At 62.0% G+C, this 23,503-nt stretch carries 19 protein-coding genes; 8 read left to right on the top strand and 11 right to left on the bottom strand.

Features of this window, described 5'->3' with window-relative positions:
• Positions 1-60 precede the first annotated feature (60 nt).
• From J5M72_RS23385 to J5M72_RS23350, 8 genes are all read right to left on the bottom strand, one after another.
• Positions 61-1,656: an AAA family ATPase gene (locus J5M72_RS23385; protein WP_207867228.1), complete on the bottom strand. Its 1,596-nt coding sequence runs from the start codon at positions 1,654-1,656 to the stop codon at positions 61-63.
• Between the two features lie 10 nt (positions 1,657-1,666).
• Positions 1,667-2,767: a 3-dehydroquinate synthase gene (gene aroB, locus J5M72_RS23380; RefSeq protein ID WP_207867227.1), complete on the bottom strand. Its 1,101-nt coding sequence runs from the start codon at positions 2,765-2,767 to the stop codon at positions 1,667-1,669.
• A 142-nt stretch (positions 2,768-2,909) separates the two neighbouring features.
• On the bottom strand, positions 2,910-3,428 hold the full coding sequence (aroK, locus tag J5M72_RS23375) for a shikimate kinase AroK (protein ID WP_011332081.1): 519 nt from the start codon (positions 3,426-3,428) through the stop codon (positions 2,910-2,912).
• Between the two features lie 4 nt (positions 3,429-3,432).
• Positions 3,433-5,511, bottom strand: coding sequence for a type IV pilus secretin PilQ (gene pilQ / locus J5M72_RS23370; RefSeq protein WP_169428508.1), 2,079 nt, complete (start codon positions 5,509-5,511; stop codon positions 3,433-3,435).
• 13 nt (positions 5,512-5,524) lie between these two features.
• Positions 5,525-6,049: a pilus assembly protein PilP gene (locus tag J5M72_RS23365; RefSeq protein WP_207867226.1), complete on the bottom strand. Its 525-nt coding sequence runs from the start codon at positions 6,047-6,049 to the stop codon at positions 5,525-5,527.
• Positions 6,046-6,669 (bottom strand): type 4a pilus biogenesis protein PilO, encoded by a 624-nt coding sequence (gene pilO, locus J5M72_RS23360; RefSeq protein ID WP_169428506.1) that lies wholly within the window; start codon positions 6,667-6,669, stop codon positions 6,046-6,048. Before pilO ends, J5M72_RS23365 begins: the two co-directional genes overlap by 4 nt.
• Positions 6,666-7,232 carry a PilN domain-containing protein gene (locus J5M72_RS23355; protein ID WP_169428505.1) on the bottom strand — a complete coding sequence of 189 codons (567 nt, stop codon included), beginning with the start codon at positions 7,230-7,232 and terminating at the stop codon, positions 6,666-6,668. The genes pilO and J5M72_RS23355 overlap by 4 nt, the downstream gene beginning before the upstream one ends.
• Positions 7,232-8,296, bottom strand: coding sequence for a pilus assembly protein PilM (locus J5M72_RS23350; protein ID WP_169428504.1), 1,065 nt, complete (start codon positions 8,294-8,296; stop codon positions 7,232-7,234). The genes J5M72_RS23355 and J5M72_RS23350 overlap by 1 nt, the downstream gene beginning before the upstream one ends.
• 216 nt (positions 8,297-8,512) lie before the next feature.
• Between J5M72_RS23350 and J5M72_RS23345 the strand changes: the two genes are divergently transcribed.
• Positions 8,513-10,960 carry a penicillin-binding protein 1A gene (locus J5M72_RS23345; protein WP_169428503.1) on the top strand — a complete coding sequence of 816 codons (2,448 nt, stop codon included), beginning with the start codon at positions 8,513-8,515 and terminating at the stop codon, positions 10,958-10,960.
• A gap of 238 nt (positions 10,961-11,198) precedes the next feature.
• Here J5M72_RS23345 and J5M72_RS23340 read toward each other — a convergent pair whose 3' ends face one another.
• The 3 genes from J5M72_RS23340 to rpmE all read right to left on the bottom strand — a co-directional run bounded on the left by J5M72_RS23340 (position 11,199) and on the right by rpmE (position 13,694).
• Positions 11,199-12,467, bottom strand: coding sequence for a malic enzyme-like NAD(P)-binding protein (locus tag J5M72_RS23340; protein WP_169428502.1), 1,269 nt, complete (start codon positions 12,465-12,467; stop codon positions 11,199-11,201).
• A gap of 184 nt (positions 12,468-12,651) precedes the next feature.
• On the bottom strand, positions 12,652-13,434 hold the full coding sequence (locus J5M72_RS23335) for a thermonuclease family protein (protein WP_207867225.1): 783 nt from the start codon (positions 13,432-13,434) through the stop codon (positions 12,652-12,654).
• A gap of 41 nt (positions 13,435-13,475) precedes the next feature.
• Positions 13,476-13,694, bottom strand: coding sequence for a 50S ribosomal protein L31 (gene rpmE, locus J5M72_RS23330; protein ID WP_007952398.1), 219 nt, complete (start codon positions 13,692-13,694; stop codon positions 13,476-13,478).
• Positions 13,695-13,982: 288 nt separating this feature from the next.
• On the opposite strand from rpmE, the gene J5M72_RS23325 reads away from it, so the two are divergent.
• The 7 genes from J5M72_RS23325 (at position 13,983) to phaC (ending at position 23,371) form a co-directional block, all read left to right on the top strand.
• Entirely contained in the window at positions 13,983-16,202 is a 2,220-nt protein-coding gene (locus J5M72_RS23325) for a primosomal protein N' (RefSeq protein WP_207867224.1), read from the top strand.
• Positions 16,203-16,344: 142 nt separating this feature from the next.
• Positions 16,345-18,081, top strand: a complete 1,737-nt coding sequence (gene argS / locus J5M72_RS23320) for an arginine--tRNA ligase (RefSeq protein WP_169428499.1) — start codon at positions 16,345-16,347, stop codon at positions 18,079-18,081.
• A 1-nt stretch (position 18,082) separates the two neighbouring features.
• The gene (locus tag J5M72_RS23315) at positions 18,083-18,799 is read left to right on the top strand and encodes an SPOR domain-containing protein (protein ID WP_085732564.1); all 717 of its coding nucleotides are present in this window, start codon (positions 18,083-18,085) and stop codon (positions 18,797-18,799) included.
• 257 nt (positions 18,800-19,056) lie between these two features.
• Positions 19,057-19,593 (top strand): ATP-dependent protease subunit HslV, encoded by a 537-nt coding sequence (gene hslV / locus J5M72_RS23310; RefSeq protein ID WP_003220875.1) that lies wholly within the window; start codon positions 19,057-19,059, stop codon positions 19,591-19,593.
• 49 nt (positions 19,594-19,642) lie between these two features.
• Complete coding sequence (hslU, locus tag J5M72_RS23305; RefSeq protein WP_207867223.1) at positions 19,643-20,980, top strand: ATP-dependent protease ATPase subunit HslU; 1,338 nt, start codon at positions 19,643-19,645, stop codon at positions 20,978-20,980.
• Positions 20,981-21,056: 76 nt separating this feature from the next.
• On the top strand, positions 21,057-21,434 hold the full coding sequence (locus J5M72_RS23300) for a DUF971 domain-containing protein (RefSeq protein ID WP_085711048.1): 378 nt from the start codon (positions 21,057-21,059) through the stop codon (positions 21,432-21,434).
• A 257-nt stretch (positions 21,435-21,691) separates the two neighbouring features.
• Positions 21,692-23,371: a class II poly(R)-hydroxyalkanoic acid synthase gene (gene phaC, locus J5M72_RS23295; RefSeq protein ID WP_169428497.1), complete on the top strand. Its 1,680-nt coding sequence runs from the start codon at positions 21,692-21,694 to the stop codon at positions 23,369-23,371.
• Positions 23,372-23,503 lie beyond the last annotated feature (132 nt).

The following is a 23,503-nucleotide window of genomic DNA, read 5'->3' as shown; positions in this document are numbered from 1 at the left end:
GCGCACTTGTAGAAATTTTGAGGTGCTTGGAGAGGCGGCCTGGGTAAGGCCGCCGAATCTTCAGCGAGTTGTTGCCAGTTCCTGTTGGACGCTGGCGACAGTGCGAGGCCAAGGTTTACCAGCCTGAACCTTCGCTGGCAAGGCCTTGATGGCAGAAACGGCCGCATCACGATTGGCGAAGCTGCCATAGGTGATCACGTAGAGCGGCTTGCCGTTGAGGACTTTCTTGAAATAGCGGTACTCGCCGCCCTGCTCCTTGACGAAGTTTTGCGCGGCGGCTTCAGAGCTGGTGCCGAGGATCTGCACCACGTAGTTGCCCGGTGCTTGACCTGCATACCAGCTACCGCCGGCGGCTTTGGCAACGGCAACCGGCTTCTCGGCGGCTTTCTCGGCCGGTTTGGCCGCTGCCACAGGCTTGGCAGGCGCCGGGGCCGGCTTGGCCACCGGAGCAGGTGCTGGCTTGGCGGTAGCCACCTGGGTCGGAGCCGGTGTCGGTTTGGCCGCAGGGACAGGGACCGGAACCGGCGTCGGTACAGGACCGGCCGGCACACCGACCGGCGGCGCAGAAGTGGTCACGGTTGGCGGCGTATTGCTGGAACCTTCCAGCGGCACACCGTCGTCACCTTCGGTGATCCCGCCGGCCGCTTCGGCCAAGGGCTTGCGCATGACCGGCTGCGAATTGCCGACCAGCGGCAAGGGCATCGGCTGGGTGTTACCGGCGAACTCCACGTTCGGCGCACCACCCTGACCCAGTGGCAGTTGTGCCTGTTCATTGGCCGGTGCGCCGGTGGTCGGCGCCTTGTTGCGACCGGGCATCAGCCAGGCGGCAGCGACCGCCACCACGACAACGGCGGAAATCGCCAATACGTGTTTCTTCGGCATGTTGAACCCCATACTTGGACGCTTCACCGCAGAGCGGCTGGCAATCATGACTTCGATCAGTGCATCGCGAGCGACCTGGTTGATGTTGCCGGGCCAACCCTCGGAGCTTTCGTGAATATCAGAGATCTGATCCGCGGTGAAAAGTTCGACGCCCCGGCCGGCGCCTTCGAGCCGCTGGTCGAGATATTCGCGGGTTTCTTCTTCGGTGTACGGCTGCAGTTCGATGACGTGGAAACGCTCTTCCTCAAGGTGCAGCGCCTCAAGCTGTGCAATCAGCGACGACTCACCGAACAGGAACACGTGCGGACGGCCTTCCGGCGCGCCGGCCCCCAAAGCCATCAGGGCTTCGAGCGCGGATTCGTCGAGCTGTTCGGCGTCATCCACCAGCAGATAGACCTCCTGACCAGTCAGCGCCAGCTGTACGACCTGATCGAGGATCGCCCCGACCTCGGCCTGGGCGACATCCAGCCCCTGAGCAACCTGACGCAGCACACCAGCCGCATCGCCGGCGCCACGAGCGGAGACGACAACACTTTGAACCGACTGCTTGTTGGTGCTGGCCACCAAAGCCTGGCGCAGCAACGTCTTGCCGCTGCCCTGAGGGCCGGTGACCACCAGCAGCAACTGGCTGTAACGCGCCAGGTGGTGCAGTTGACCCAGCACCGGTTTGCGCTGGGCCGGGAAGAATTTGAAGCCCGGGACCCGTGGTGCGAAAGGGTCGTGACTTAACTGGAAATGGCCGAGGAACGCCTCGTCGGCATGCAAACTAGTCATCGGAATCTTATTAACCTTTAAGCTGAGCCAGAGCGCGGTAATCCGCTCCCAGCGTGGCCTGTAAAACCTCTTTCGGATAATCGTCGGTCACCACCGCTTCGCCCATCCGGCGCAGCAGCACCAGGCGCAAACGACCGTCGATCACTTTTTTGTCAATTGCCATGTGTTCGAGAAAATCGGCCTCGGTCATCTCTTCCGGCGGAATCACCGGCAGACCGGCCCGCTGGAACAGTCGGATGCCGCGATCACGCTCCTGCTCGCTGATCCAGCCGAGGCGCGCGGACATTTCCATCGCCATTACCGTGCCAGCAGCGACCGCCTCACCGTGCAACCAGACACCATAGCCCATGTGGGTCTCGATGGCGTGGCCAAAGGTGTGGCCGAGATTGAGCGTGGCGCGCACACCGGTTTCTTTCTCATCGGCACCGACTACCGCCGCCTTGGCGGCGCAGGAACGCTCGATGGCATAGGTCAGGGCTTTCTGATCCAGTGCACGCAGGGCGTCGACGTTGTCTTCGAGCCAGGTCAGGAACGGCTCGTCGCAGATCAGGCCGTACTTGATGACTTCCGCCAGACCGGCCGACAGTTCACGCGCTGGCAGGGTTTTCAGGGAGGCCGTATCGATCAGCACCACGTTCGGCTGGTAGAAGGCGCCGACCATGTTCTTGCCCAGCGGATGGTTGATCCCGGTCTTGCCGCCCACCGACGAATCGACCTGGGACAGCAGCGTGGTAGGAATCTGGATGAAATCGACGCCGCGCTGGTAGCAGGCGGCTGCAAAACCGGCCATGTCGCCGATCACACCGCCACCGAGGGCGATCACCGTGGTGCGACGGTCATGACGAGCGGTCAGCAGGCCGTCGAAGATCAGTTGCAGGGTTTCCCAGTTCTTGAAGGCTTCGCCGTCCGGCAGCACAACGGAAACCACCGAGAACTGCGACAGACTGCGGGTCAGACGCTCGAGATAGAGCGGCGCAACGGTCTCGTTGGAGATGATCGCCACCTGCCGCCCATGGATATGCGGAGCCAGCAGTTCAGGCTGATCCAACAGGCCTTCGCCAATATGAATCGGGTAGCTGCGCTCGCCTAGATCGACCTTGAGTGTCTGCATGTGTCCCCACAGTGAAGATGGAAGCAGGCGTCCTGCCTTGAATTATCGGATGTCCCCGGTCTTGAGTGATGTGACGCCGCTTGCGTGCGATCCGCCACAACCCTCGACAGGACGCCGAGGATAGCGCATTTCGGGCGGCGCTTTAACGGGGCGGAAGTTGCGCCAGGCGGTCAAGAATGTCGAGCACCACCATGCGTGGCGGCCGCTCGTCGGTTTCCACCACCAGATCGGCGATTTCCCGATACAGCGGATCACGAATCGCCAGCAGGTCGCGCAGGGTTTTCTCGGGATTGGCCGTGCGCAACAGCGGGCGATTGCGGTCGCGGGAGGTGCGGCCGACCTGCTGTTCGACGGAGGCGTGCAGATACACCACCCGCCCGCCCTCGTGCAGGGCCTTGCGATTGGCGTCACGCATCACCGCGCCGCCGCCCGTCGCCAGCACCACGCCGTCGAACGCGCACAGCTCGGCGATCATCGCCTGCTCACGATCACGAAAACCGGGCTCGCCTTCCTTGTCGAAGATCCACGGGATATTGGCGCCCGTACGCAGCTCAATTTCCTTGTCGGAATCCTTGAACGGCAGGCGCAGCTCTTTGGCCAGTAATCGGCCGATGGTGCTTTTTCCAGCCCCCATCGGTCCTACAAGAATCAAATTTCGCACAGAATCAACGACTCACAGCAATCGCCTGGTTATTCATGATACGCGGAGTGAGGAATACCAGCAGCTCGGATTTTTTCTCCGAAACCACATCACGCCGGAAAAGGCGGCCAAGATACGGCACATCGCCAAGAAATGGCACCTTATCTACGACCTTGCTTTGAGTATTTGAGAAAACGCCCCCGATCACGATGGTCTCGCCGTCGTTCACCAGCACCTTGGCATTGACCTCGTTTTTCTTGATCGGTGGTACATCCTGCACTTTGTTCAGGTAGTCCGGTTCGTCCTTGGTGACCTTGACCTCCATGATGATGCGGTTGTCCGGGGTGATCTGCGGCGTGACCTCCAGCGACAGCGAGGCCTCCTTGAACGACACCGACGTAGCGCCGCTGGAACTGGCTTCCTGATACGGAATCTCGGTGCCCTTGAGGATCTTCGCGGTCTCTTTGTCCGAGGTGACCACCTTGGGCTGCGAGACGATTTCGCCGTTGCCGGTCTTTTCCATCGCCGTCAGCTCAAGGTCCAGCAAGACGTTGTCGGTGATGAACGCAATGCCGATCCCGGACGTGTTGTTGACCGTGCCCATGTCGACGAACGGCGAGTTGGTGCTGGTGCTCCCCGGCGTGCCGATGGTGGTCGACGAACCGTTGCTGACCCCGGAAGTGTTCCAGTTGCCCTTGTTCTGGATCGACCCGCCCCAGCGCACACCCAGGCTCTTGTCGTAATCGACGTTGGCCTCGACGATCCGCGCCTCAATCATCACTTGGCGCACCGGGATATCCAGCTGCGCCACGATCCGCCGCAGTTCGTCGAGGCGATCCTGAGTCTGGTAGGCGATGATGTTGTTGGTGCGCTCATCGACGGTGATCGAACCCCGTTCGTCGACCTTGGCCTCGGCACTGGTGACCGACTGGAACAGCTTGGCGATGTCCGCCGCCTTGGCGTAGTTCACTTGCAGCAGTTCACGACGCAGTGGCGCCAGCTCGGCGATCTGCTTCTGCGACTCCAGTTCCTGCCGTTCGCGGGCGGCGATTTCATCGGCCGGCGCCACCAGCAACACATTGCCGACCTTGCGCTTGTCCAGGCCTTTGGTCTTGAGCACCAGATCCAGCGCCTGATCCCACGGCACGTTTTGCAGGCGCAAGGTGATTCCGCCCTGCACTGTGTCGCTGGCCACCAGATTGAGATTGGTGAAGTCGGCGATCAGTTGCAGCACCGAACGCACGTCGATGTCCTGAAAGTTGAGGGACAGTTTCTCGCCGCTGTAGCTGTTGCGGTCGGCATTGCGTTTTTGCAGGTCGTCGATCGTCAGCGGCCGGATGCTCACGGTCAGCTTGTTGTCGGTCTGGTAGGTGGAATAGTCGAACGTGCCGCCGGGCTCAACGGTGATGGTCGCCCGATCTCCACTGACGCCGGCATTGACGAACTGCACCGGGGTGGCGAAATCCTTGACGTCGAGACGCACCCGCAATGGCTCTGGCAATTGGGTGCGAGCAAAGTTGAGGATGATTTTGCCGTCGTGTTCCTGGATGTCCGGCGCGATGGTCGGGTCGGACAGGTCGATGACCACATTGCCCTCACCCGCCGTGCCACGCTGGAAGTCCACACCACGAATGGCCCTGGCGACGGGTGCGTAAGTCCGCGCCGGCGCTGCCACCGGCGTGGAGCGCGGTGTCTTGGCGGCAGGTCGCGGCGCGGTGGCCTTGGTGCCTTGCCCGACCACCACGAACAGCGTGTTGCCCTCCACCCGGGCGTCATACGGCGCCAGTTGCGTCAGATTGATGATCAACCGGGTGCGGTCATTGGCCTCGACCACCGTGGCAGAGCGCGCATTGCCGCTACCGAGGTCGCGGGTCTTGGTCGCGAGCTGGCTGGCTACTCCCGGCAGGTCGAGGGCGATGCGCGCCGGCGAGTCGGTGGTGTAACCCTTGGGCTGCGGCGGCGGGCCGTCGAACGACAGCTTCAGCTCGACGCGATCACCCGGCAGCGCGGCAACATCCAGCGTCTTCAGGTTGGCCGCTTGAACCATCGGTGAAAGCAGCGCTATCCATAGCGAAAAACCGAGGGTGGAGAAAATCCTGTTCATTGTTCGACTTCCACTATGAGTGCTCTTTCAAAGGAATGGTGCGCGGCCGCTCCAGCCAGGCGCCTTCGCCGTCGGGAACGATTTCGACCACATCGACCTGGGAGGCGCTGATCGCGACGATGCGCCCGTCGTTGCGCCCCAGGTAATCGCCGACCTTCAGCCGGTGCACTCCGCCCGCCCCGCGCAGCAGCGCAAAGGAACCGGAGGCATTGGAAATCGTGCCGACCATCTCGAACTGCTCGATGTTGAAACCTTCGAGGTATTGCTTGATCCGGTTCGGATCCGGTTTGACGTTGCGCGAGCCGTGCTGCTGCCCGGCCAGATCCACCCGCACCTGACGCGAGAACGGGCTGCGCAGGTTCGCGGCGCTGTAGGTGAACGTCGGGTAGGAACGAAAGGTTGGCGTCGGCTCGATCCTGCCCGGTGGTCGCAGACGCACTTCATTCATGTAGGCGTCGAGATCGCCGAAGTCGTTGCCGCCGCAACCGCTCAGCCCCAGCATCAATGCCGACAACAGAAGAAAACGGATCGGGCTCATTTTTGCAGCCCCTTGTCGTTGTAGCGGTACGTCTTGGCGAGGATGCTCATGCGCAGCTTCGTCCCGCCTTCCGGGTTGGCCGGCGCCAGCTCGAAGTCGTGCAGGGTCACGATTCGCGGCAATCCGGCCACGCCACTGACGAAGGTGGCGAGGTCGTGATAGGCGCCCGTGACGGTGATCTGGATCGGCAATTCGATGTAGAACTGCTGCGTCACCTCCGGCAACAGCTTGATCTCTTCGAACTCAAGGCCACTTCCCAGTCCGGTGCGTGTGATGTCCTCCAGCAACCCGGGCACTTCGGTATCGCTGGGCAATTGCCGCAGCAACACGCCGAACGAGTTTTCCATCTCCTTCATCTGCTGGGTGTACAGCTCCAGATTGGCCGCCATGTGCGCCTTGCTGGAGAACTGCTCCTTGAGCGTGGCTTCTTCCGCACGTTTGGTTTCGAGCTCGCTTTCCATGTCGCTGACGAAAAAGTTGTAGCCCAGCGCCAGTACCAGAATCATCAGCAGCACTCCGGCCAGGCCTTTTACTGCCGGTGGCCACGAGCCGATGTTGCCGGTATCCAGCTCGTTGAAGTCGATACTGCGCAGGCTGGCCAGCCATTCGGACGGTTTCATGGCTCGTCCTCCAGGTTCTTCGGCCGGGTCTGATGTACAGTCAACTGGAACATGTTGGCCTGATCCAGCTGCCCCGCCGTGGTTGCCTTGACTTCGTTCAGGGTCGGGGCATCGAACCAGTCGGACGCTTCGAGATTGCGCATCAGGTCGGACACCCGATTGTTCGACTCCGCTGCACCACTGATCGACAGTGTCTTGCCGACCATCTTCACGCTGGTGAAATAGACGCCGTCGGGAAGGGTCCGCGCCAGTTGATCGAAGATCCGCCCGCTGACCTGCCGGTTGCCCTGCAGGTCCTGGATGATGCGCATGCGCTCTACCAGTTGCTGGCGACGTGCCTTGAGCTCACTGATCTGCTTGATGCGCTCATCAACCACAGCGATCTGCTTGCCGATGTAATCGTTACGCGCCCGTTGATGCTCGATGGCGGTGCTGAAAACCTGCGCGGCAATGAACAGCGCGCCGACGGAACCGACCACCACGCCGGTCAGGGCCAGCAGGAAGCGTTTGCGCCGTTCTTCGCGGCGCTCCTCGCGCCAGGGGAGAAGGTTGATCCGCGCCATCAGTCGAAACTCCTGAGCGCGAGCCCGCAGGCAATCATCAGGGCCGGCGCGTCACTCGCCAGGGCTCCGGCGTTGACCTTGTTGCTCAAGGACATGTCGGAAAACGGATTGGCGACCTGGGTCGGTGTGCCCAGTCGCTCTTCGATCAGCCGGTCCAGCCCCGGCACCGAGGCCGTGCCGCCGGCCAGCAGAATGTGATCGACCGCGTTGTACTGGCCGGAGGCGAAGAAGAATTGCAGTGAACGTGAAACCTGCTGTACCAGCGCCTCGCGAAACGGTTGCAGGACTTCGCTGACGTAATCGTCCGGCAGCCCGCCCTGCTTCTTGGCCAGCCCGGCCTGCTCGAGGGTCAGGCCATAGCGGCGCTGGATTTCCTCGGTCAGCTGGCGACCGCCGAACAGTTGCTCCCGGGTATAGATGATCCGCCCGTTATGCAGGACGCTGAGGGTGGTCATGGTCGCGCCGATGTCGACCACCGCGACCGTCAGGCGCTCCTGGGAGGCCGCCAGTTGCGTGGCCAGCAGGCCGAAGGAGCGTTCCAGCGCATAGGCCTCGACGTCTACCACCCGCGCAGTCAAGCCGGCAAGGGCCAGGGCCGCCTCACGGACTTCGACGTTTTCCTTGCGACAGGCGGCCAGCAGCACGTTGACGCGCTCGGGGTTGCGCGGCGAAATGCCCTGGACTTCAAAATCGATGGCGACTTCGTCCAGCGGATAGGGAATGTACTGGTCGGCTTCGATCTTGAGCTGGTTTTCCAGCTCGTCCTCGGACAAGCCGGCGTCCATCTCGATGACCTTGGTGATCACGGCAGAACCGGCTACCGCCACTGCGACGGTTTTCAGCCCGGTGCGGGCCTTGACCAGCACCCGGGACAGGGCGTGCCCGACGCCTTCGAGTTCGGCGATGTTCTTTTCGACCACGGCATTGGCCGGCAACGGCTCCACCGCGTACGCCTCGACCCGGTAGCGCTCGCCCTGACGGCTCAGCTCCAGCAGCTTCACCGAAGTGGAGCTGATATCGATCCCCAGCAATGTATTGGTCTTTTTATTGAAGAGTCCTAGCACTACCAATTCCCTATGACTTTCCGTGAGTTACGGACTCTGTAATGCGCATTGCGTTCCCTCGCCCCGTCTTGACAGAAGCGCAAATGACGCCCCCAGCGGAAAAGTGCTTATAATGCCCAGCGATTTTTTCCGCTTTTTACTGCCGGCGCGGGCCGTTCTGTGTGTTCCCGGAACCCTGTCGCCCAATTCATTCTTTGCCCTGGATGTCCAAAAGCCTTGATTCGTCTGCTGAAATTCTTCGGTTGGTCCATCGTCGCCGTTTTCTGCGGACTGCTTTTAGTTCTCAGTGGCGCGTTTCTTTACCTTAGTCCGGGTTTGCCATCTGTGGAGGCGCTGAGAAGCATTCAGTTGCAGATTCCGCTCCGGGTGTACAGCAGCGACAACAAGTTGATCGCAGAATTTGGCGAAATGCGCCGCACACCGATCCGTTTCGCCGACATTCCCCCCAATTTCATCAATGCGTTACTAAGTGCTGAAGACGACAACTTCGCCAACCACTATGGCGTCGATCCGAGCAGCCTGATGCGTGCCGCGACCCAACTGGTCAAGAGCGGGCACATCCAGTCCGGCGGCAGCACCATCACCATGCAGGTGGCGAAGAACTTCTTCCTGACCAGCGAACGCAGCTTCTCGCGCAAGACCACGGAAATCCTCCTGGCCCTGCAGATCGAACGCCAGCTGACCAAGGACGAGATCCTTGAGCTGTACGTGAACAAGATCTATCTGGGCAACCGCGCCTACGGCATCGAGGCGGCGGCGCAGGTGTATTACGGCAAGTCGATCCGCGAAGTCAGCCTGGCGCAGATGGCGATGATCGCCGGCCTGCCGAAAGCCCCGTCGCGCTTCAACCCGCTGGCCAACCCGGCGCGCAGCAAAGAGCGTCGCGACTGGATCCTCGGGCGCATGTACAAGCTCGGCAAGATCACCGAGGCCGACTACACCGCCGCGATCAACGAGCCGCTGAACGCCAGCTACCACGTGCCGACCCCGGAAGTGAACGCGCCGTACATCGCCGAGATGGCCCGTGCGGAAATGGTCGGCCGCTACGGCAGCGACGCCTATACCGAAGGTTTCCGCGTCACCACCACGGTGCCGAGCAATCTGCAGGAAATGGCCAACACCGCGCTGCACGAAGGCCTGATGACCTACGATCAGCGTCATGGCTACCGTGGCCCTGAATCGCGCCTGCCGGGCAAGACCCGCGAAGCCTGGGCCACCGAGCTGACCAAGCAACGCACCATCAGCAGCCTGGAGCCGGCCATCGTCACCCAGGTCGACAAGAACGGCCTGCAGGTGCTGACCCGCACCGGTGAAGAACACGTTGCCTGGGACACCATGAAGTGGGCCCGCCCGTTCCTCAATACCAACAGCATGGGCGCAGCTCCGCGTCAGCCATCGGATGTGGCGCAGGTCGGCGATCTGGTGCGCGTGCAGCGCCAGCCGAACAATTCGCTGAAGTTCAGCCAGATTCCGCAGGCCCAGGGCGCGCTGGTATCGCTGGACCCGCAGAACGGCGCGATCCGCTCGCTGGTCGGCGGTTTCGCCTTCGAGCAGAGCAACTACAACCGTGCCATGCAGGCCAAGCGTCAGCCGGGTTCGAGCTTCAAGCCATTCGTTTACAGTGCCGCGCTGGATAACGGCTACACCGCTGCCACGCTGGTCAACGACGCGCCGATCGTGTTCGTCGACGAGTACCTGGACAAGGTCTGGCGCCCGAAGAACGACACCAACACCTTCCTCGGCCCGATCCGCCTGCGTGAAGCGCTGTACAAGTCGCGCAACCTGGTTTCGATCCGCCTGCTGCAAGCCATGGGCGTGGGCAAGACCATCGACTACATCACCCGCTTCGGCTTCAACAAGCAGGACCTGCCGCCAAACCTGTCCCTGGCACTGGGCACCGCGACCCTGACACCGATGGAAATCGCCACCGGCTGGAGCACCTTTGCCAACGGCGGTTACAAGATCACCCCGTACATCATCGACAAAATCGAAAGCCGCAATGGCGACACGCTGTTCGTCGCCAATCCGCCGACCGTGCCACAAGGCGCCTCGGCCACTGACGGCATCGCGGCGCCGGCCAGCCAGTCGTTCACCGTCAACGCCGCACCGGTGCCGGGCGAAGCGCCGGGCGCTGCAGCGGTGCCACAAGCGCCGGCAGTCGCCGAGCGCATCGTCGATGGCCGCACCACTTACATCCTCAACAGCATGTTGCAGGACGTGATCAAGCTCGGCACCGGTCGTCGCGCACTGGCCATGGGCCGCAGCGACATCGCCGGCAAGACCGGTACGACCAACGAATCCAAGGATGCATGGTTCTCCGGTTACAACGCCGATTACGTGACCACGGTCTGGACCGGTTTCGACCAGCCGGAAAGCCTCGGTCGCCGGGAGTTCGGCGGCACCGTGGCGCTGCCGATCTGGATGAACTACATGAGCGCAGCGCTCAAGGACAAGCCGCCGCATGTCCAGCCGGAACCGGAAGGCATCCTCAGTCTGCGGGTGGACCCGGTCAGCGGCCGCGCAGCGTCGCCGAGCACGCCAGGCGCCTACTTCGAGCTGTTCAAGGCTGAGGACACTCCACCGTCGGTCAACGAGATCGGCAACGGCACGGCACCGGGCAGCCCGCTGCCGGCGGATGAACAGGCGCCGATCGACCTGTTCTGATCCTGATCCGCAAAAAGCCCCGCCTTCGTGAGAAGTGCGGGGCTTTTTTATGCCTGCCAGATTTGTATTGCATGGACTGACCCCTTCGCGAGCAAGCCCGCTCCCACATTGGAATGCATTTCACCTGTGGGAGCGGGTCTGCTCGCGAAGAGGCCCTCGCCGACAACACAGAATTCATAGGCACAAAAAAGCCCCGACTCTCGCGAGCCGGGGCTTTCGGTTGAAGCACTACAACGACTTAGCCGTTGAACACATCATCCACGCTTTTCAGCGGGTAGTTCTTCGGATACGGCAGGGTTGCTACGCCGGTCTCGATCGCAGCCTTGGCCACGGCGTCGGAGATCACGGTGATCAGGCGCTTGTCCATTGGCTTCGGAATGATGTACTCACGACCGAATTCCAGGGAGATGCCGCCGTAGGCGTCGCACACTTCCTGAGGGACCGGCAGCTTGGCCAGTTCGCGCAGGGCGTTGGCGGCAGCGATCTTCATTTCTTCGTTGATGCGCTTGGCGCGAACGTCCAGGGCACCGCGGAAGATGAACGGGAAGCCCAGCACGTTGTTGACCTGGTTCGGGTAGTCCGAACGGCCGGTGGCCATGATCACGTCGTTGCGGGTGGCGTGAGCCAGTTCCGGGGAGATTTCCGGATCCGGGTTGGAGCAGGCGAAGACGATCGGGTTGGCCGCCATGCGCTTGAGTTGCTCGGCGCTCAGCAGGTTCGGGCCCGACAGGCCGACGAATACGTCAGCGCCTTCGATGGCGTCGTCCAGAGTGCGCTTCTCGGTAGGATGAGCGAACACGGCCTTGTACTGGTTCAGGTCGTCACGGCCAGCGTGGATCACGCCGGTACGGTCAACCATGAAGATGTTCTCGACCTTGGCGCCCATGCTCACCAGCAGTTTCATGCAGGAGATGGCGGCTGCGCCAGCGCCCAGGCAGACGATCTTGGCGTCGGCCAGGGTTTTGCCAGCGATTTCCAGGGCGTTGATCATGCCCGCAGCGGTCACGATCGCGGTGCCGTGCTGGTCATCGTGGAACACCGGAATGTCGCACTGCTCGATCAGGGCGCGTTCGATCTCGAAGCACTCCGGAGCCTTGATGTCTTCCAGGTTGATGCCGCCGAACGTGATGGAAATGCGTTTTACGGTGTCGATGAAGGCTTGCGGGCTTTCGGAATCGACTTCGATGTCGAATACGTCGATACCGGCGAAGCGCTTGAACAGTACACCTTTACCTTCCATCACTGGCTTGGAAGCCAGTGGGCCGAGGTTACCCAGGCCCAGAATCGCGGTGCCATCGGAAATGACTGCAACCAGGTTGCCCTTGCCGGTGTACTTGTAGGCCAGTTCAGGATCGCGGGCGATCTCGCGCACTGGTTCAGCTACGCCGGGGCTGTAGGCCAGCGACAGGTCGCGGGCGGTAGCAGTGGCCTTGGTGAGCTCGACACTCAGCTTCCCTGGACGAGGATGGGCATGATATTCGAGAGCGGCAGTTTTCAGATCAGACATTTTGGCATTCCGCTTTTTACTGTTGGACAGACTGGTCAGCGAGGATACGCGCCTCGCAAAGTCCCCACAAGACTGCCCGGTCACCCCTGTCAAGCGCCCTGCCCTACGACTTTGGGCCAAGAGCCACGGCGCACAAGGGCTAGACTGTTCACAATCGACTGAAAAAATGTCTACAATTTTTTCTTCAGCGGGACGGCTGGAGCATCGAAGGATCGGTCAGCGGCAACAGCCAGCGCGCCTGGCCAGATTTCAATCCACCGCGCCGAGAACGGTCGACCACCCAGCCACGGGCCTCGATCCGCTTGCCCTTCAACGCTTGCAGAGAGGCACCATCGAAACGGTCCAGCAGATTGGGTGCAACGCGCAGTACAAGCTTGTCCTGCAACTCGATCCAGATTCCGCCGCGATTGCGCTGAACCTTGCTCACACGCCCGCTGACCAGCGCGAACCCCGAACGCTCGATCTGCTCCGCTTTCAGTACAGGTGAGCGCTTCCACAGGCCAAGCCCGCCCTCTCGCGCGCGGCGTTCGGCGGCTTGCTGGCAATCGACCAGATCGACATTCGGCGCCACCGCGACCTGGAAACCGAGGCCATCGGCGAGCATCTGCGCTTCGAGGTTCTCACCCCTGGCGCTGAAAACATGGGCCAGGGTGCGGCCGTAATGGTCTTTGGGCTGGGCGCCGAGTCGCAGGCCAACCCGCCCGTCGCTCTCGGCGACCAGGGCTTCGAGACGCTTGCGCGCGGCAACCGCAAACGGCTCGTCGCTGCGGCCCTGCTTGCCGAGTTCGGGCGTATTGAGACCGATCATCCGCACATTGCGCCCGTCGCTCAGGCGCAGAGTGTCGCCGTCGACCACCCGCTGCACCGTGGCGCTGTCCAGCCCGGACGGCGCCGGGCAGAAGGCCTGGGCGGCGGAGAGCCAAATCGCGGACACAAAAAAGGCGCCCGCAAGGGACGCCTTTTTCATCAGACCGGAAAAGCCGCTGAGGTTTTCCAGAATGAAGGGCCTTAGGCCTTTTTCGCGCCGAAAGCACCGAAACGGTCGGCGAACTTCTGAACGCGACCACCGGTGTCCAGAGTCTTCTGCTTACCGGTGTAGAACGGGTGGCACTCGTTGCAAACGTCGATCGCCAGGGCTTTGCCGAAGGTCGAACGGGTTTCGAACTTGTTGCCGCAGCTGCAAGTTACTGCAACTTCTGGGTAATTCGGGTGGATATCGGCTTTCATGGTGTTTTCCTCAGCTGGCGTGCCGCCATCCAACACGATTGTTGAATACCGCACGTAATTAGGCCGCGGATTCTACCAGACAATCCCGATCACGCAAGCTGTCACTGAGACCGACCGTCTGCTAGGCTCCCGGCCCATTGCACTACCGCTGTGGGAGCGAGCCTGCTCGCGAAGACGGTCTATCTGCCAGCATCTTCGTCGCCTGACACACTGCTTTCGCGAGCAGGCTCGCTCCCACAGGTTATGTACGCAGTCCTTTTAATCGCCTGTTGATCGAGATCCCCCCGCGTGCCCGACGCCATTCTGCGCCTCGCCCTGCCTTCGCCCCTGCGCCGCCTGTTCGACTACCGGGCCCCGGCCGGCGTGCTGCGTTCGCAGTTGCAACCGGGCATGCGTCTGCGGGTGCCGTTTGGCCGGCGGGAGATGATCGGGATTCTGGTGGAAGTCACTGACACCAGCGAAGTGCCGGTGGAAAAACTCAAACCGGCGCTGGCCCTGCTCGATGCCACCGCACCGCTGCCGCCGGCGCTGTTCAAGCTGTGTCTGTGGACGGCCCAGTATTATCAGCACAGCCTCGGCGACACTCTGAGCTGGGCGTTGCCGGTGCTGTTGCGTCAGGGCGAACTGGCCGAGGTTCGGCAGGAACGCTTCTGGTCCGCCGCCCCCGGCGCCAGCCTCGATGACCCGCGCATCGCCCGCGCCCCGCGCCAGCGTGAGGCCTTGGCAACTTTGGCCCAGCACCCTCACGGCGTCGCCCATCAGTTGCTGAGCAAACTGATGCTGAGCAAGGACAGCCTCGACCTGCTGCTGGCCAAGAATCTGGTGCAGGTCGAAGTGCGCCGCCACGCTCCCGGCGCGCGCCATGAACACTGGCTGGCCCAGCCCGAGCTGCCGCTCAACAGCGAACAGCGCGCCGCGTACGAGGCGATTCGCGCCGGTTTCGACAGTTATCACGCGTTCCTGCTCGCCGGGGTCACTGGCAGCGGCAAGACCGAAGTCTATTTGCAGCTGATCCGCGAAACCCTCGAGGCCGGCAAGCAGGCGCTGGTGCTGATCCCGGAGATCAACCTCGGCCCGCAGACCCTCGCCCGTTTCGAACAACGTTTCAATGCGCGCATCGCCCTGCTGCACTCGGCGGTCAACGATCGTGATCGTCTGGATGCCTGGCTCGCCGCCCGTGACGGCGAGGCCGATATTATTATCGGCACTCGTTCAGCGCTGTTCACCCCGATGAAAAATCCGGGGCTGATCATCATCGACGAAGAACACGACGGCTCCTATAAACAGCAGGAGGGCCTGCGTTACCACGCGCGGGATCTGGCGCTGGTGCGGGCGCGGCAGGAAAACATCCCGATCGTGCTCGGCTCAGCGACGCCATCGCTGGAAAGCCTGCACAACGCCTACACCGGTCGCTATGGACTCCTCCGGCTGAACGAACGGGCCGGCGGTGCCAAGCAACCACGATTCCTGCGCCTGGATGTGAAAAGCCGTCCGCTGGACAGCGGCATTTCCGGGCCGATGCAGCAAGCCATCGGCCAGACCCTCGCCGCCGGCCAGCAGGTGCTGGTATTCCTCAACCGCCGGGGGTTTGCCCCGACCCTGCTGTGTCACGATTGCGGCTGGATGTCCGAGTGCCAGCGTTGCGATGCGCGGATGACCGTGCACCAGCGTTACGGCGAACTGCGCTGCCACCACTGCGGTTACGTCGAGCGCGTGCCGCGCCAGTGCCCGAAGTGCAACAAGGTCGATCTGCGGCCGGTGGGCGCCGGCACCGAGCGGGCCGAGGAACGGCTGGCGATTCTGTTCCCGGACTATCCGGTGCTACGCGTCGACCGTGACAGCACCTCGCGCAAGGACGCGATGAACCAGTTGTTCGCCACGATCCAGAAAGGCCAGCCATGCATTCTGGTCGGCACCCAGATGTTGGCCAAGGGTCACCACTTCCCCCGGGTCACCCTGGTGTCGATCCTCGACGCCGACGGCGGACTGTTTTCCGGCGACTTCCGCGCCAGCGAGCGCATGGCGCAATTGATCGTGCAGGTCGCCGGCCGTGCCGGGCGGGCGGAAGAACCGGGCAAGGTGATCATCCAGACGCATCTGGCCGACCATCCTTTATTGGTGCAGTTGACCGAGCAGGGTTACTTCGCCTTCGCCGAGCAGGCCCTTAGCGAACGCCGCGCCGCCGGCCTGCCGCCGTTCGCCCACCTCGCCCTGCTGCGCGCCGAAGCGCACAAGCCGGGACAGGCCGAAGGCTTTCTCGATGAAGCCTGCAGCGAGGCCGAGCGTTTGCTGGCCGAACAGAACCTGAGCGGAATCGAATTGCTGGGCCCCGTGCCGGCGCCGATGGAACGCCGGGCCGGACGCTTCCGCGCGCAGCTGCTGTTGCAGGCCACGGCCCGGGCGCCGCTGCACCGATTGCTGGCGAGCTGGCTGCTGGCGCTGGAACAAATGCCGAGCGGCCGGGCGGTGCGCTGGTCGCTGGATGTCGACCCGGTGGATCTGTACTGACCGGGCAAAACCGGCCGAATTGTCACCACACATCCACATCCTGCCTGCTAAGGTTGGCAAGCCCGTCTTCGCAACGGATAATGCCCAGTTTTTCCACCCGCGCATCGATGCGCCGCCGCGCTTGCGGTCGAAAGAGAAGACCATGAAAGACACCATTCGCCAGCTGATCCAACAAGCCCTCACCCAACTCGTCAACGAAGGTGTGTTGCCTGAAGGCCTGACGCCGGCGATCCAGGTGGAAAACGCCCGGGACAAGACCCACGGCGACTTCGCCAGCAACATCGCGATGATGCTGGCCAAGCCTGCCGGCATGAAACCGCGTGATCTGGCGGAAAAAATCATCGCCGCCCTGCCGGCTGACGAAAACGTCACCAAGGCCGAAATCGCCGGTCCCGGTTTCATCAACTTCTTCCAGAACACTCAAGCACTGGCCTCGCGCCTCGACGCCGCCCTGGCCGACGATCACGTTGGCGTGCGCAAGGCCGGTCCGGCGCAACGCACCGTGGTCGACCTGTCGGCACCGAACCTGGCCAAAGAGATGCACGTCGGCCACTTGCGCTCGACCATCATTGGCGACGGCGTGGCGCGGGTACTCGAATTCCTCGGCGATACCGTCATCCGTCAGAACCATGTCGGCGACTGGGGCACCCAGTTCGGCATGCTGATGGCGTATCTGCAGGAAAACCCGATCACCAGCGACGAGCTGTCGGACCTGGAAAACTTCTACCGCGCCGCCAAGCAACGCTTCGACGAGTCAGCGGAATTCGCCGACCGCGCCCGTGGCCTGGTGGTCAAGCTGCAGGCCGGCGATGCCGAGTGTCTGGCACTGTGGACCAAGTTCAAGGACATCTCGCTGTCGCACTGCCAGAAGATCTACGAACTGCTCAACGTCAAACTGACCATGGCCGACGTGATGGGCGAAAGCGCCTACAACGACGACCTGATCAACGTGGTCAACGACCTGAAAGCCGCCGGCATGCTGGTCGAAAGCAACGGCGCCCAGTGCGTGTTCCTCGACGAATTCAAGAACGCCGAAGGCGAGCCGCTGCCGGTGATCATCGTCAAGGCTGACGGCGGCTACCTGTACGCCACCACCGACCTGGCGGCCGTGCGCTACCGCAGCGGCAAGCTCAAGGCCGACCGTGCGCTGTACTTCGTCGACCAGCGTCAGGCCCTGCACTTCCAGCAAGTGTTCGCCGTGGCGCGCAAGGCCGGCTTCGTGACCCATCCGATGGAAATGGAACACATGGGCTTCGGCACCATGAACGGCGCCGACGGCCGTCCGTTCAAGACCCGTGACGGCGGCACCGTGAAGCTGATCGATCTGCTGACTGAAGCTCAGGAACGCGCTTACACCCTGGTGAAAGACAAGAATCCGGAACTGGCGGAAGACGAACTGCGCAACATCGCCAAAGTCGTGGGCATCGGCGCGGTGAAATACGCCGACCTGTCGAAGCACCGCACCAGCGACTACAGCTTCAACTTCGACCTGATGCTCAACTTCGAAGGCAACACCGCGCCGTACCTGCTGTACGCCTACACTCGTGTGGCTGGTGTGTTCCGCAAACTGGGCAAGGATTTCAGCGAAGTCGACGGCCAGATCGTCCTCGAAGCGGCGCACGAACAGGAACTGGCGGCCAAACTGGCGCAGTTCGGTGAAGTGCTGAACAACGTTGCGGAAAAGGGCACGCCACACACCCTGTGCACCTACCTGTACGACGTGGCCGGCCTGTTCTCCAGCTTCTACGAGAACTGCCCGATCCTCGCCGCCGAGACCCCGGCACAAATGCAAAGCCGTCTGCGCCTTGCCGCGCTGACCGGCCGTACCCTCAAGCAAGGCCTGGAACTGCTCGGCCTGGAAACCCTGGAGCGTATGTAAGTTGGCTGCCAAGAAAAAACCTGCACCCAAGCGTGGCGCCAGCCGTTACCAAGCTCCTGCGAAGCAACCGATTCCGGGTTGGCTGTGGATGGCCATCGGCCTGACGGTCGGCGCGTTCATCGTGTTCCTGATGAAACTGGAGCCGGGCAAGGGCAGCGACACGGTCAAGCGCGAGAAGGTCGAGCAACAGCAACAACAGAAGGCCACCAAGATCGCCGAGGCCAACAAGACCCCGCCGAGCCCGACGCAACCGGTGAAGCCGAAGTACGACTTCTACACCCTGCTGCCGGAATCGGAAGTGATCGTGCCGCCTGATGCGGTGCCGGAGAAAACCCTGCCGACGCCACAGGTGCCGGCGATCCCGACCACGCCGGTGACCCCGGCGGAAGCGGCGAAGATCGACACGGCGCGGGCGCAGGCTGCACTGGCCGGGATCACCCCGCCGCCAGCGCCACCGGTGACCAAGGCTGCGCCGGTGACCAAGTTCTTCCTCCAGGCCGGCTCGTTCCGCAAAGAGGCCGATGCCGACAAGGTGCGCGCGCAGATCATTCTGCTCGGCCAGGCGGTAGCGGTTGAATCCGGGACGGTGAAGGATGAAACCTGGTATCGCGTACTGGTCGGCCCGTTCAGCAACCGCGAACAACTGACCACCGCCCAGAAACAACTGGCGGGCGCAGGTTTCAGCAACCTGTTGTTACAACAACGCCAGAGCCGCTAACAACTCCCCACCGATCGTTCCCACGCTCTGCGTGGGAATGCAGCCCGGGACGCTCCGCGTCCCTTGCCGCAGGGACGCGGAGCTCCATTGAGGCATTCCCACGCGGAGCGTGGGAGCGATCACGTTGCTTTGCGTGAGAACGACCCCGCGCAAACCACCGCTCGTCCCCTCTCCCTCCCCGCAGTTGAAATCCTCTCCACCACCCCCATATGAATGGGCATAAGGCATTTTCGCCCCGCAGTGTGGAGACTCTTCCCTTGACCACCATCGTTTCAGTCCGCCGCCACGGCAAAGTCGTCATGGGCGGCGACGGCCAGGTTTCTCTCGGCAACACCGTGATGAAAGGCAACGCGAAGAAAGTTCGTCGCCTGTACCACGGTCAGGTCATCGCCGGTTTCGCCGGTGCCACCGCCGACGCCTTCACCCTGTTCGAACGTTTCGAAGGCCAGCTCGAGAAACATCAGGGCCATCTGATCCGCGCCGCCGTCGAACTCGCCAAAGAATGGCGCACCGACCGCTCCCTGAGCCGCCTCGAAGCGATGCTCGCGGTCGCCAACAAGGACGCTTCACTGATCATCACCGGCAACGGTGACGTGGTCGAACCCGAGAATGGCCTGATCGCCATGGGTTCCGGTGGCGGTTACGCCCAGGCTGCAGCCAGCGCGCTGTTGAAAAAGACCGACCTGTCGGCCCGTGAAATCGTCGAAACCGCACTGGGCATCGCTGCCGACATCTGCGTATTCACCAACCACACCCAGACCATTGAGGAGCAGGATCTCGCTGAAGAAGCCTGATACGGCCCCTGTGCCACGGCTTGTTTCTGCTTGAGGACCGTCAATTACTATGTCCATGACTCCCCGCGAAATCGTCCACGAACTCAACCGCCATATCATCGGCCAGGACGATGCCAAGCGCGCCGTCGCGATTGCCCTGCGCAACCGCTGGCGTCGCATGCAGCTGCCTGAAGAGCTGCGCGTTGAAGTGACCCCGAAGAACATCCTGATGATCGGTCCGACCGGTGTCGGTAAAACCGAGATCGCCCGTCGCCTGGCCAAGCTGGCCAATGCGCCGTTCATCAAGGTCGAAGCGACCAAGTTCACCGAAGTCGGCTACGTCGGCCGCGACGTCGAATCGATCATCCGTGATCTGGCCGATGCCGCGATCAAGATGCTGCGCGAGCAGGAAATGACCCGCGTTCGCCACCGTGCCGAAGACGCCGCCGAGGACCGCATCCTCGACGCCCTGCTGCCACCGGCACGCATGGGTTTCAGCAACGAAGAAGCGCCGACCCAGGATTCCAACACCCGCCAGCTGTTCCGCAAGCGCCTGCGCGAAGGTCAGCTGGACGACAAGGAAATCGAGATCGAAGTCGCCGAAATGGCCGGCATCGAGATCGCCACGCCGCCGGGCATGGAAGAGATGACCAACCAGCTTCAGTCCCTGTTCGCCAACATGGGCAAGGGCAAGAAGAAGTCCCGCAAGCTCAAGGTCAAGGAAGCGCTGAAGCTGGTGCGCGATGAAGAAGCCGGTCGCCTGGTCAACGAAGAAGAGTTGAAGGCCAAGGCCCTGGAAGCGGTCGAGCAGCACGGCATCGTGTTCATCGACGAAATCGACAAGGTCGCCAAACGCGGCAATGTCGGCGGTGCCGATGTGTCCCGTGAAGGCGTGCAACGCGACCTGCTGCCGCTGATCGAGGGCTGCACCGTCAACACCAAGCTGGGCATGGTCAAGACCGACCACATCCTGTTCATCGCCTCCGGCGCGTTCCATCTGAGCAAGCCGAGCGATCTGGTGCCGGAGCTGCAAGGCCGTCTGCCGATCCGCGTCGAACTCAAGGCCCTGAGCCCGGAAGACTTCGAGCGCATCCTCAGCGAACCGCACGCCTCGCTCACCGAGCAATACTGCGCGCTGCTGAAGACCGAAGGCCTGAACATCCAGTTCCAGCCTGAAGGCATCAAGCGTCTGGCGGAGATCGCCTGGCAGGTCAACGAGAAGACCGAGAACATCGGTGCCCGTCGCCTGCACACGTTGCTCGAGCGCCTGCTGGAAGAGGTGTCGTTCAGTGCCGGCGATCTGGCCAGCGCCCACGACGACAAGGCGATCCTGATCGACGCCGATTACGTCAACAGCCACCTGGGCGAATTGGCGCAGAACGAAGACCTGTCCCGTTATATCCTGTAAGCCATACTTACAGTGGTCGTGAAACTGTGGGAGCCATCGGCTCCCACAATTTTTTTCACCTGACGGAACGCCGGCGATGACCCAACTCCCTACCGACATCAAACTGCACAAAGCCTCGAAAACCCTGTCGCTCAAATACGCGTCCGGCGAGGAATACACCCTGCCCGCCGAATTCCTGCGTGTGCATTCCCCCTCCGCCGAGGTCCAGGGCCACGGCAAACCGATCCTGCAATTCGGCAAGCTGCACGTCGGCCTGACCAAGGTAGAACCGGCCGGTCAGTACGCACTGAAACTGACCTTCGACGACGGTCACGACAGCGGCCTGTTCACCTGGGATTACCTCTACGAACTGGGGCGACGTTATGACGCACTCTGGGCGGATTATCTGGCCGAGCTCAAAGCCGCCGGCAAAACCCGCGACCCGGACGAGTCTGTCGTCAAGCTGATGCTCTAGTCCGCGCCTCGTACTGTTTAGAGGGCATTTTCTAGATTCATCTGTTTGAATGCTCCGCTAAAGCGGCCCGGGATCGGCTGCTTGCGAAAAAAATCAATCTCGGGTAACCAATGGAACTGGCAAGTTCCCTGCAGTGCTCTACGACTGTAAAGCAGCTATGCAGAATCAACGGTCACCCGAGCAGTAGTACCTGGCATTGGCTGTGGAACTGCACAGCAGAAACCGGGTACTCGTCTCAGGACAATGGAGCGTCGTAGATGAGTAACAAGAATAACGATGATTTGAAGTACCAGGCCTCGGAAAACACCCTGGGGCTGAATCCTGTCGTTGGGCTTCGCGGAAAGGATCTGCTGGCCTCTGCTCGAATGGTGCTGACCCAGGCCATCAAACAACCGATCCATAGCGTCAAGCACGTCACTCATTTCGGTCTCGAACTGAAGAACGTGCTGTTCGGCAAATCAGAACTGCAACCGGCCAGCGATGACCGTCGCTTCGTCGATCCGGCGTGGAGTCAGAACCCGCTGTACAAACGTTACTTGCAAACCTACCTGGCATGGCGCAAGGAACTCCATGCCTGGATCGACGACAGCAGCCTCTCGCCCAAGGACATTGCGCGCGGCCACTTCGTGATCAACCTGATGACCGAAGCCATGGCGCCGACCAACACGGCGGCCAACCCCGCGGCAGTCAAACGCTTCTTCGAGACCGGCGGCAAGAGCCTGCTCGACGGCCTCTCGCATCTGGCCAAGGATCTGGTGCACAACGGCGGCATGCCGAGCCAGGTCAACATGGGCGCGTTCGAGGTCGGCAAGAGCCTGGGCGTGACCGAAGGCGCGGTGGTGTTTCGCAACGACGTGCTGGAGCTGATCCAGTACAAGCCGATCACCGAGCAAGTGCACGAGCGCCCGCTGCTGGTGGTGCCGCCGCAGATCAACAAGTTCTATGTATTCGACCTGAGCCCGGACAAGAGCCTGGCGCGTTTCTGCCTGCGCAACAATGTGCAGACCTTCATCGTCAGCTGGCGCAACCCGACCAAGGAACAGCGCGAGTGGGGCCTCTCGACCTACATCGAAGCCCTGAAGGAAGCGGTCGACGTGGTCACCGCGATCACCGGCAGCAAGGACGTCAACATGCTCGGCGCCTGCTCCGGCGGCATCACCTGCACCGCCCTGCTCGGCCACTACGCCGCCACCGGTGAAAACAAGGTCAATGCCCTGACCCTGCTGGTCAGCGTGCTCGATACAACGCTGGACAGCGACGTCGCGCTGTTCGTCGACGAGCAGACCCTGGAGATGGCCAAGCGTCATTCGTATCAGGCCGGCGTGCTGGAAGGCAAAGACATGGCCAAGGTCTTCGCCTGGATGCGCCCCAACGACCTGATCTGGAACTACTGGGTCAACAACTACCTGCTCGGCAACGAGCCGCCAGTGTTCGACATCCTGTTCTGGAACAACGATACGACTCGACTGCCGGCCGCGTTCCACGGCGACCTGATCGAGATGTTCAAAAACAACCCACTGATTCGCCCCAATGCACTGGAAGTGTGCGGCACGCCGATCGACCTCAAGCAGGTGACCGCCGACATCTTCTCGCTGGCCGGCACCAACGACCACATCACCCCGTGGAAGTCCTGCTACAAGTCAGCACAGCTGTTTGGCGGCAAGGTGGAATTCGTGCTATCCAGCAGCGGGCATATCCAGAGCATCCTGAACCCGCCGGGCAACCCGAAATCACGCTACATGACCAGCGATGAAATGACCGCCAATGCCGATGACTGGCAGGAAAACTCGACCAAGCACGCCGACTCCTGGTGGCTGTATTGGCAGGCGTGGCAGGCCGCGCGGTCAGGCGAGTTGAAAAAGGCGCCGACCAAACTGGGCAACAAGGCGTATCCGGCAGGTGAAGCCTCGCCGGGCACTTACGTACACGAGCGGTAACCGACACACCTCACTCCCCTGTGGGAGCGGGCTTGCTCGCGAAAGCGGTTGATCAGCCAACATCAATGGCGACTGACACGACGCCTTCGCGAGCAAGCCCGCTCCCACAAGGGGTACGAGGTGATACTGAGA

The organism is Pseudomonas sp. 58(2021) (genome assembly GCF_017491585.1).
GTDB lineage: Bacteria > Pseudomonadota > Gammaproteobacteria > Pseudomonadales > Pseudomonadaceae > Aquipseudomonas > Aquipseudomonas fluorescens_BT.
This window is presented reverse-complemented; position numbering and strand designations above follow the sequence as displayed.